The sequence below is a fragment of the Candidatus Cloacimonadota bacterium genome (genome assembly GCA_019429305.1).
Lineage (GTDB): Bacteria > Cloacimonadota > Cloacimonadia > Cloacimonadales > JAJBBL01 > JAHYIR01.
Window position 1 is genome coordinate 1 of sequence record JAHYIR010000043.1, and the last position, 9028, is coordinate 9028.

The 9028-nt window shown below is 40.0% G+C and carries 8 protein-coding genes and 1 riboswitch; of the genes, 5 read left to right on the forward strand and 3 right to left on the reverse strand.

The features are described 5' to 3' along the window. Positions 1 to 134: 134 nt before the first annotated feature. Positions 135 to 902: an ABC transporter ATP-binding protein gene (locus K0B81_09540; GenBank protein MBW6516835.1), complete on the reverse strand. Its 768-nt coding sequence runs from the start codon at positions 900 to 902 to the stop codon at positions 135 to 137. A 148-nt stretch (positions 903 to 1050) separates the two neighbouring features. Between K0B81_09540 and K0B81_09545 the strand changes: the two genes are divergently transcribed. Genes K0B81_09545 through K0B81_09555 form a run of 3 tightly spaced genes read left to right on the forward strand, consistent with a single transcriptional unit; the run spans position 1051 to position 3295 of the window. After that, positions 1051 to 1467 (forward strand): Rrf2 family transcriptional regulator, encoded by a 417-nt coding sequence (locus K0B81_09545; GenBank protein MBW6516836.1) that lies wholly within the window; start codon positions 1051 to 1053, stop codon positions 1465 to 1467. A gap of 2 nt (positions 1468 to 1469) precedes the next feature. Further along, entirely contained in the window at positions 1470 to 2651 is a 1182-nt protein-coding gene (locus tag K0B81_09550; protein ID MBW6516837.1) for a cysteine desulfurase, read from the forward strand. 20 nt (positions 2652 to 2671) lie between these two features. Next, positions 2672 to 3295, forward strand: a complete 624-nt coding sequence (locus K0B81_09555) for an iron-sulfur cluster assembly scaffold protein (GenBank protein ID MBW6516838.1) — start codon at positions 2672 to 2674, stop codon at positions 3293 to 3295. A gap of 516 nt (positions 3296 to 3811) precedes the next feature. On the opposite strand, the gene K0B81_09560 is transcribed toward K0B81_09555, so the two are convergent. Continuing rightward, a complete protein-coding gene (locus tag K0B81_09560) occupies positions 3812 to 4738 on the reverse strand; it encodes an iron ABC transporter permease (protein ID MBW6516839.1) in 927 nt (308 codons plus the stop codon). Positions 4739 to 5023: 285 nt separating this feature from the next. Continuing rightward, positions 5024 to 5848 carry a helical backbone metal receptor gene (locus K0B81_09565; protein ID MBW6516840.1) on the reverse strand — a complete coding sequence of 275 codons (825 nt, stop codon included), beginning with the start codon at positions 5846 to 5848 and terminating at the stop codon, positions 5024 to 5026. Positions 5849 to 6003: 155 nt separating this feature from the next. Further along, a riboswitch (cobalamin riboswitch) is annotated at positions 6004 to 6211 on the reverse strand. Positions 6212 to 6521: 310 nt separating this feature from the next. Here K0B81_09565 and K0B81_09570 point away from each other — a divergent pair. Both K0B81_09570 and K0B81_09575 read left to right on the forward strand, forming a co-directional pair. Further along, positions 6522 to 7355, forward strand: a complete 834-nt coding sequence (locus K0B81_09570; GenBank protein MBW6516841.1) for a pirin family protein — start codon at positions 6522 to 6524, stop codon at positions 7353 to 7355. A gap of 377 nt (positions 7356 to 7732) precedes the next feature. Continuing rightward, on the forward strand, positions 7733 to 8953 hold the full coding sequence (locus K0B81_09575; protein ID MBW6516842.1) for a 6-phosphofructokinase: 1221 nt from the start codon (positions 7733 to 7735) through the stop codon (positions 8951 to 8953). The last annotated feature ends 75 nt before the right edge of the window (positions 8954 to 9028 follow it).

The following is a 9028-nucleotide window of genomic DNA, read 5'->3' on the forward strand; positions in this document are numbered from 1 at the left end:
CATCTTAATTTCTCTCCGTGTCCTCTATAGTTTATAATCTTTCTTGCTATTCCTTCCGCTGGAGCATCTGTGTTCATCATTTTTTTATATCTGTGTGTATCCGTGGTTAATCCTTGCTACGCCTTCTTATGGTTTCATTTATAGAAGACATTCGGTTTTTTTGTAAAGGGGTTCTCAAATATCTGTAGTTCTGTATTATACACCCTTTTCAGATTTTCGACTGTAATAACATCTTGGGGGGTACCTTCAGAAAAAAGCTGTCCATCCTTCAGGATCATGATCCGGTCGCAATAATCGGAGGAAAGATTTATATTGTGTGAGATCAGCACGATCAGTTTGTTATGATGACGGTTTATATCCGCTAATAGTTTGATAATATCGAGTTGATGATTGATATCGAGATGTACTAATGCTTCATCTAAAAGGATGATCTCGGTTTTTTGAACTAAGGCACGCGCTATATTGACCCGCTGTTTTTCACCGCCACTCAATTGTGAATATGGTTTATAGCGTAATGGGAAGAGGTGCAATTCGTCTAAAACAGCATCAACTTCTCGCCTGTCTGCTGCCGAATAGGTCTGCCAAAAATTTCGATATGGATAGCGCCCCATCAAAACAAGTTCTGTGACTGTGTAATCAAACTGATAAGTGATCTCTTGAGGAATGACAGAGATAACTTTAGCGAGTTCTTTACGCTGCCAAGAGTTCAAGTTCTTATCTTTGATATATATATCTCCCTGTGACAGAGGAAGGAAGCCGATAATTGCTTTCAGAAGAGTCGATTTTCCTGCTCCATTTGGTCCTAAGATTGAGCAGAATTCACCTTTACGAAAGGTCAGGGTTAAATTTTCAATCACCTTCTGTTTGTAATAACCGGTCGATACATTTTGCAATTTTATCATCTTATCCTCGCTCTCGTTAAACATCTTGAGATCAATACCTTACAAGTACATAATGTGAAAGAACAGGTTTTAGAGGTAAGAGAAGATGAAGGCACGAAATCATTTGACAATTCCTACTAATTTACTATGTTATTAACAGGAGTGAAAAATGCAGTTAACAACAAAGACGGAATATGCCATTCGTGGATTGATAGAACTCGCTATGCAACCGGCAAAGAAACCGCTTGCTATTCGAGAGTTGTGCGAGAAGCAGAATCTTCCTATCAAATACATGGAGCAGATATTCCGTAAATTGAAATCAGCCGGATTACTGAATAGCATTAAGGGTGCTTATGGCGGTTACATTCTTAATCGTCCCCCTTCAAGAATTTCACTCAAAGAGATAATGTCAGCCATTGATGATCAGCCGGTAAAGCTTAACTGTTGCGGTAAAGAAGGACAACGATCTTACTGTGTTGGTGAACCATGCGATTTCTTCAATGTCTGGGAAGAAATTGAGAGTGAATTGGATACTCATCTGTCCCAAATTCACTTATCTCGATTTCTCAATGAAGCCAAGGAGTAACAATCATGAACGAGAGAATATATTTTAATAACTGTTTAACCACTAAACCGGCTCAGGAAGTTGTAGAAGCCATGCTTCCTTATCTGCAAAACAACTATTATTATCCCGAGAACTTTAACAAGACAGGTACACAAGCATCTCGTAATCTTAATGATTGGAAAGAGATAGTAGCCAAGACGATCGGGGCTAATAGTCCGGAAATCCATTTTACTGCCGGTGGCACACTTGCTAATAACATAGCTATCAAAGGGTTTCTTCTGGCTAATGCCGACAAAGGGAATCATATCATCTGTTCGGTAGTAGATTATCCCGACATCCTGACTAATGCCGCCTTCTTCGAACAGAGTGGTTTTGAGGTAACTTATCTGCAGGTTGACGATAAGGGTTTCATTGATCTGGATCAGCTCAAGCGCTCGCTTAAAAATGAAACCATCCTCTTTATGACCACTTTAGCCAATCATACTGTAGGTGCAATACAGCCACTGGAAGAGATCAATGCGATCCTGCAGGGCTCAGGACATCGGATATATGTTCATGCTGATGCCTGTGAAGCTTATGGCAGGATACCCATTAATGTAGATCAGCTCGGTATTGATATGATGTCAGTCAGCGGGCATAAGATCTATGGACCACAGGGCTCCGGATTTCTTTATGTACGCAAAGGGGTAAAGCTTAATCCGCTTATTCATGGCATTGTCAGGTTGGATGACTTACAAACCGGCGGTATTAGTATTGCCAATACAGCCGGGTTAGTTAAAGCTATCGAGTTGATCTTTTCTGATTACGACGGTTATGTTTCTCATTTAAAAGAGATCAGTAACTACTTCCTCGAAAAGGTAAAAGAGAAGATCCCCTATATTCTGATCAACGGACCTCTTGGAGAGAAGCGGGCTCCTCATAATCTCAATATCTCTTTCGATTATATTGAAGGTGAGGCGATCATGATGATGCTTGACCTGTCGGATATATCGGTTGCTACCGGCAGTGCCTGTGCTTCTCAGGGCTTGAAACCTAACTATGTGCTCAAAGCGCTGGGTAGAACTCACGAACAGTCTCACGGCTCGATGAAATTTACTTTCAGTCGTTATCATACCAAAGAAGATATTGACATTTTAGTCGAAAGATTAATTAAAGTCGTTGAAAAACTGCGTGAGGGTAGCACCCTGTATCCTGGGAACAAGTAACATAAATTACGGAGTAAAAGATGGAATATTCAGAAAAAGTATTAGAACACTTCATGAACCCCAAAAACAGAGGCAAGATCGAGGATGCCGATGCAGTCGCTACAGAAGGAAGTCCCGCTTGTGGCGATCAGGTCTCTGTTTATCTTAAAGTAAATGCAGAAACATTGATCATAGAAGACATAAAATTTCAGTCTTACGGTTGTGCTTCCAATATAGCCACAGGATCTATCATTACCGAAATGGCTAAGGGTAAAACGCTGGAAGAGGCGAAGAAGATAACTTGGCAAGATGCTGCTTCCGAGTTAGACGGATTGCCACCGATCAAGATGCACTGCTCTGTTTTGGCAGTAGATACTTTAAGATCAGCGATCAAGAAATATGAGATATCTCATAATCTGGCTGAGCAGGAGAAATTTTCCAAAGCTACTATCATTGAAGAGTTAGAGAAAATACTCTACCCCAAAGTCGGTAAGAATCTGATTGAACTCAAAATGGTCAAATATGTCGGCTGGGATGAGGGTGTAGCAATTATTGATCTCGATATTCCAAAATTTGATGAGTATCGTGATAATATTGTTGATGAAATTAAGGAACATCTCGAAAAATACCCTGAGATCAAAGACATCAAGATCACCATGATGTAATCTTCCACGATTTCACACTAATTGTATCACTGATGTACACAGATAAAAGTGTGAAAAGGTGGAATGGTGATGAGAGAAAGATTCATTTCAGAGGCGACAGCTAGTCGTCCTTTTTTTGTTGCTACATCGTTCAGAATATTACTTTATCACAGTAATCTTATTGTCTAACCTATCTAATTTTTATTCGTGCTAATTCTTTAGTTAAAACCTACTATTCTTCCGCAGGTTTTTCCTATCACCTAATCCCTAAAACCTAACACCTAATTTTAACCTATTCTTCACAATATGTACCTGTTAAAGATCTGATCTATTTTTTATTACTTCTTGCTATACTACCGCTGGGGCTCCTAAATCTTCTCTTCCTGCTATTCCTCCCACAGTGCATCTCAATCTTTTCTCCGTGATCTCTGTGTCTCTATGTTTTATATTTTACTCTTGCTCTACTTCCGCTGGGGCATCCGTGTTCATCCTTTTTTAATCGGTGTGCATTCGTGGATGATGCTTGCTCTGCTTTCATTATTTTCTCTTCGCAAAGCAATAAACAAAGAAAGGGCACCCAACGAAAGCAGTAATCACCCCAACCGGAATCTCGATCACGGTGAGATGCATAGCCAGAAAATCACAGAGAATGAGAAAAATTGCACCTCCCAGAGCACTGAGCAGAAACACTCGCCTTTGATCATTACCAAAGAGCATTCTTACGATATGTGGTACTAATAGCCCAACAAAACCTATTATTCCAGCATAGGCAACTGTAACCCCGACCAGTAGCGAACTGACAACGAAGACATTTCTTCTGATCTGTTTGATCTCAATCCCTAAACTGGCTGCTACTAAATCACCACTAGTCAGGATATTTAGCTTATCTGACAGACTAAAGAGATATATCATCAAAAGAACTGATCCACCAACGACGAAACGAAAGACCTGCCATTCCTTAATACTAAATATATGACCGAGATTACCCATCAGAACACCTATTATGCTGCCAATCTCTCGCTGATTAAGATAGAGCAGCAGGGAAATAAGCGAAGCACAGAACATTCCTGCAATAATACCGGAGAGGAGTAGTTTGGTACTGCTAAAAAAGCCACCGATCTGAGCCAGATACCAAACGATAAGGATCAGGATCAGTGCACCGACAAAGGCAAATACAGGGATAAGAAGATATAAGCCGAGAATGATCGCAATAACACTTCCTAAAGCAGCTCCCGAAGATACTCCCAATATGTATGGTTCTGCCAGTGGGTTATTGAGCATGATCTGATATACAGAGCCAACACCTCCCAGTACAAATCCTGTCAGAAATGTTAACAGCAGTCTCGGAAAACGGACTTGAGCCACTATATAACCTGAACTAGCCCGGTAAGTTAAGTACATATATACAATTCCTACCGCCAATAATCCAAATATCAATCCTCGTATAACAATTTTACTCTTCATAGCTTTCCTTGCTAATGCTTCCTCCTTCGATACATTCTGCTGCTAGTTAAAGCAAGAAACTTACAGCAGAACACTCAGGATGACATTAGTTTAGTAATGTACTAAACATATTGTTTTATAAAACAATCCTCTTTCTGTTATTCCTTCTACTAGAGAATCTCAATCTTTTCTCCGTACTCTCTTTTTCTCTTTTTTTTTAATCATTTCCTTGCTCTACTTCCGCTGGGGCATCTGTGTTCATCATTTTTTCATCCGTGTGTATCCGTGGTTAATTCTTTGCTACTTTTAAACATCAAAGAAGATCTCCTGCAGTTTCTTGATCCCTTCAATAATTCTCGGACTTGCTCGGAGAATGATATCGGGATCGATATCTTCTATCGTGTATATCCTACCATCCTGACAGGCCTTGATATTCTGCCACCCTTTTCGTGATCTCACATCTTCTGCGGTTATTCCCGGATAAGTGAGGATGATAATATCCGGATCTGCCATTATTACATCTTCGGCACGAACCCTACTGTAATCTCTTGGTAGCTCATCGAAGATGTTAGTCCCTCCAGCCAGCTCAACAATCTCTCCGATAAAAGAGTATCGAGAAACACTCATTATAGGGTTGCCATATATCTCTAGATAGACACTTGGTCGTTCCTTATCAAGATATCGCAGATTATCGATCTCATTTCTTAAAGAATCGGCAATTTCTTTCCCTTTCTCTTCAATCTTGAGATATTTAGCGATCTCTTCTATACTGACCAAAAACTCATTAATTGATTGCGGATAGATGGAAACAGTCTTAATACCAGCTTTTTCGAGTTCGAAAGATAAATGTTCTTGTTCCAAACCGGATGTAAAGACGATAGTCGGATCTAAGGCGATGATCTTTTCTCTGCTAACAGCTCCGAAATTACCCACTTTAGGAATTTCCTTAAAGTCTGCAGGATAATCGACCTCTTCAGTAACTCCAACGACATTCTTTACCCCTTGCAGCAGATAGAAAATTTCTCCAACTTCAGGTGAGGTAATAACATAACGATCTTCTTCGGATCTTTCTCGTTCTTGACTACATGAGATCAATAGTATAAATATCACTAATAAAACTAAATACTTCATATCTCTATCCCTTTTCTTTCTTGTCTTCCTGCTTTATTGCCAACAGACCCACTAATCCTTCCGCAGGTTTTTCACTAATAACTAATAGCTATTAACTACTTTTAAGGGGAGCAAATAAGGATAGAATCTTCTGCCAGTTCCTTCATCCGCAGAACTCAACAAAATGACTCAATGGCAGGTTTCCTGGCTTGCAGCAGGTTAATCACCGAGCCTTCCCATTCTGCTTTTCAGAACAGTGACCCGATACCTCTTAAAATTGCTGCTTACAGTGGCGGAGACCGCTTCCGCTTTTCACGGAATTCCCTCTTTGCTCACCATCAAGCTACATATCTAATCTTAAAAACCCTTAAACTCTGTCAAGATATTCCCCGCTAAATTTACATCTTCTATCATTTAAGTTAGAATACAGATATAGTCATCCTGAGTGTTCTGGTCTTTTCTTCTAGCTCTGCATTGGACAGAATGTATCGAAGAATTCATTAAACAGACACTTTTTTACCCCTTGTTTTCCCCTTCGATAGTATTCCCGAAAGAGAGAGCATGAAGCTCACCGGAAATCACTCAGAGTGACACTTTTGGGTATTAGATACTATTTTCAATTTTTTTATCACCATTTCATTCTCCTTGTTATTCTATAGTTCTTTATTATCTTATCTCTAAAAAGGGAGTAACGATGCGTAGAATTAAACTAATTAGAACTGCAGTTCCTATTTTAGAGGGTGCCGGAGTTCATTTAAAACGGGCTTTCGGTTATTCGGAAACACCCCTCTTTGATCCTTTTCTAATGCTGGATGATTTCCGTAATGATGAACCTGACAAGTATCTAGCTGGCTTTCCCTGGCATCCTCATCGCGGGATAGAGACCATTACTTATATGCTGGCTGGTTCTGCTGAGCATGGAGATAGTCTCGGAAACAGCGGTACTATTCACAAAGGGGAAGTGCAATGGATGACAGCAGGTTCCGGTATCATCCATCAGGAAATGCCTAAGCCGGATAAAGATGGTAAAATGTATGGCTTTCAACTCTGGGCTAATCTACCTGCCAAGCAGAAGATGATGGAGCCCCGCTATCGAGATATCAGAGCTTCCGATATTCCTCTTGTGAAAACAGCAGAGGGAGCAGAGATAAAGATCATTTGTGGGAATTATGGCAAAGTATCCGGTTCAGTAAACGATATCGTTATCGAACCTCAATACTGGGATGTGATGATACCGGCAAACAGACAATTAACTCTTCCTACACCTACCGAACACAATTGTTTTATTTATTGTTACGGAGGAGAGGCAATCATCGATGAACAGAAGATAGTTAATCGGCAAACGGTTCTCTTCGAAGATGGTGACGAGATCTCGATTCAGGCACTCACAGAAGATTTTAGATTCCTCTTTCTCTGCGGTAAACCCCTTGGTGAACCTATCTCATGGAAAGGTCCTATCGTGATGAACACCAAAGAGGAGATCCAAACCGCTTTCCGTGAGCTTCATGACGGCACTTTCATCAAGTAACGATTAGATTAAATTTTTTTACTTTTATCTTTAGGGAACCCTATAGTCGGAACCCATCCGACTATAGGGTTCCCTAATGGTTTCTTATTGAAAGAACAGATTTTTTGTGGTTCAATCTGCAGTATTTTTATAAAGGCATAGATATATTCTAACTTCTTGCGCGTAATGAAGTTAAGATATATCAAATAATGCGATCATTATCTATCTAATATGACACAATTTTTTTCTCTACTGCTGAATTCTATCTAAATATTTGAAAGCTAATACCATTCTTGTTTTAAATTGACATAAAAATCGAGAACAGCAAAGATGTGCTGTCCTTTAAGAGAACTTATCATGAAAAATTGAACAATAGAATTATAATAGGAGGAATATTGATGGAATTGAGAGGAAAGGTTGTAGTAGCACAGGGTGGAGGTCCGACAGCAGTGATCAATCAATCATTGGTTGGAGTTGCTTTAGAGGCGAGGAAATTTCCACAGGTCACCCGGGTTTATGGATCAGAACATGGTTTAGCAGGAATTTTAAAAGAGGATTTTCTTGATCTGACACAGGAAACAAAGCATAATCTAGAAGAAGTAGCCAAGACTCCATCATCAGCCCTGCTATCTACAAGAGACAAGCCTGACGAAAAGTATTGCCGCGAGATCTTTAAAGTTCTGAAGGCACACGATGCCAGATATTTCTTTTATATTGGTGGAAATGACTCCTCGGAAGCTGTAGCAATTATCAATGATGAAGCAGAAAAGTCCGATTATGAGTTTCGAGCTATTCATATTCCGAAAACGATTGATAATGATCTGGTTTTAAATGATCATACACCCGGATATGGTTCAGCAGCACGCTTTGTAACACAGGCATTCATGGGCACTAATCTCGATAATAGGGCATTACCAGGAGTATATATTGGAGTTGTTATGGGTCGTCATGCCGGTTTTCTGGTGGCTGCTTCTTCCATAGCCAAAAAATATCCCGATGACGGTCCCCATCTGATCTATTTTCCTGAGAGAGCATTCAGCAGAGAAAAGTTTTTACAGGATGTTAAAAAGGTTTATGACCAGTATGGACGTTGCGTGATCGCCGTCTCAGAAGGCATTCAGGATAAGGATGGAGTTCCGATAGCAACCAAACTCTGCGATTGTGTAGAAAGAGATGCTCATGGTAATGTACAACTGTCAGGTTCCGGATCTTTGGGTGATCTACTTGCTCAATATATTAAAGATAACCTAAAAATTAAAAGAGTAAGATCAGACACTCTCGGTTATCTCCAACGGTCATTTGTTGGTTGTGTCTCCGATATAGATCAATATGAAGCACGTGAAGTGGGCGAAAAGGCAGTACAATATGCCATCTGGCATAACTTAGATGGTTCGATAGCTATTATTAGGACAGGATATTATTCGGTCGATTATAGATTGGTCGGTTTGAAAGATATTGCCGGGAAAACGAGATTGATGCCGGATGAGTTCATTAATGCCGAAGGTAATGATGTAACCGATGCCTTTAAATTTTATGTGAGACCGTTATTGGGTTCCGGACTACCTACAACCCATAGAATAAGAGCTCCCAGAGCACCTAAATTGCTTGTTGAAGAGTAAGGAAAGCAAGTCCATTGGTAGCAAAGCAGGGATTAGATCACAGAGACACAGAGAGCACAGAGAAAAATTAAGATA

What these genes read in the sequence shown, in the direction of transcription:
- K0B81_09540 (MBW6516835.1), bottom strand. Translation starts at nt 902, where the DNA reads ATGATAAAATTGCAAAATGTATCGACCGGTTATTACAAACAGAAGGTG.
- K0B81_09545 (MBW6516836.1), top strand. Translation starts at nt 1,051, where the DNA reads ATGCAGTTAACAACAAAGACGGAATATGCCATTCGTGGATTGATAGAA.
- K0B81_09555 (MBW6516838.1), top strand. Translation starts at nt 2,672, where the DNA reads ATGGAATATTCAGAAAAAGTATTAGAACACTTCATGAACCCCAAAAAC.
- K0B81_09560 (MBW6516839.1), bottom strand. Translation starts at nt 4,738, where the DNA reads ATGAAGAGTAAAATTGTTATACGAGGATTGATATTTGGATTATTGGCG.
- K0B81_09565 (MBW6516840.1), bottom strand. Translation starts at nt 5,848, where the DNA reads ATGAAGTATTTAGTTTTATTAGTGATATTTATACTATTGATCTCATGT.
- K0B81_09570 (MBW6516841.1), top strand. Translation starts at nt 6,522, where the DNA reads ATGCGTAGAATTAAACTAATTAGAACTGCAGTTCCTATTTTAGAGGGT.
- K0B81_09575 (MBW6516842.1), top strand. Translation starts at nt 7,733, where the DNA reads ATGGAATTGAGAGGAAAGGTTGTAGTAGCACAGGGTGGAGGTCCGACA.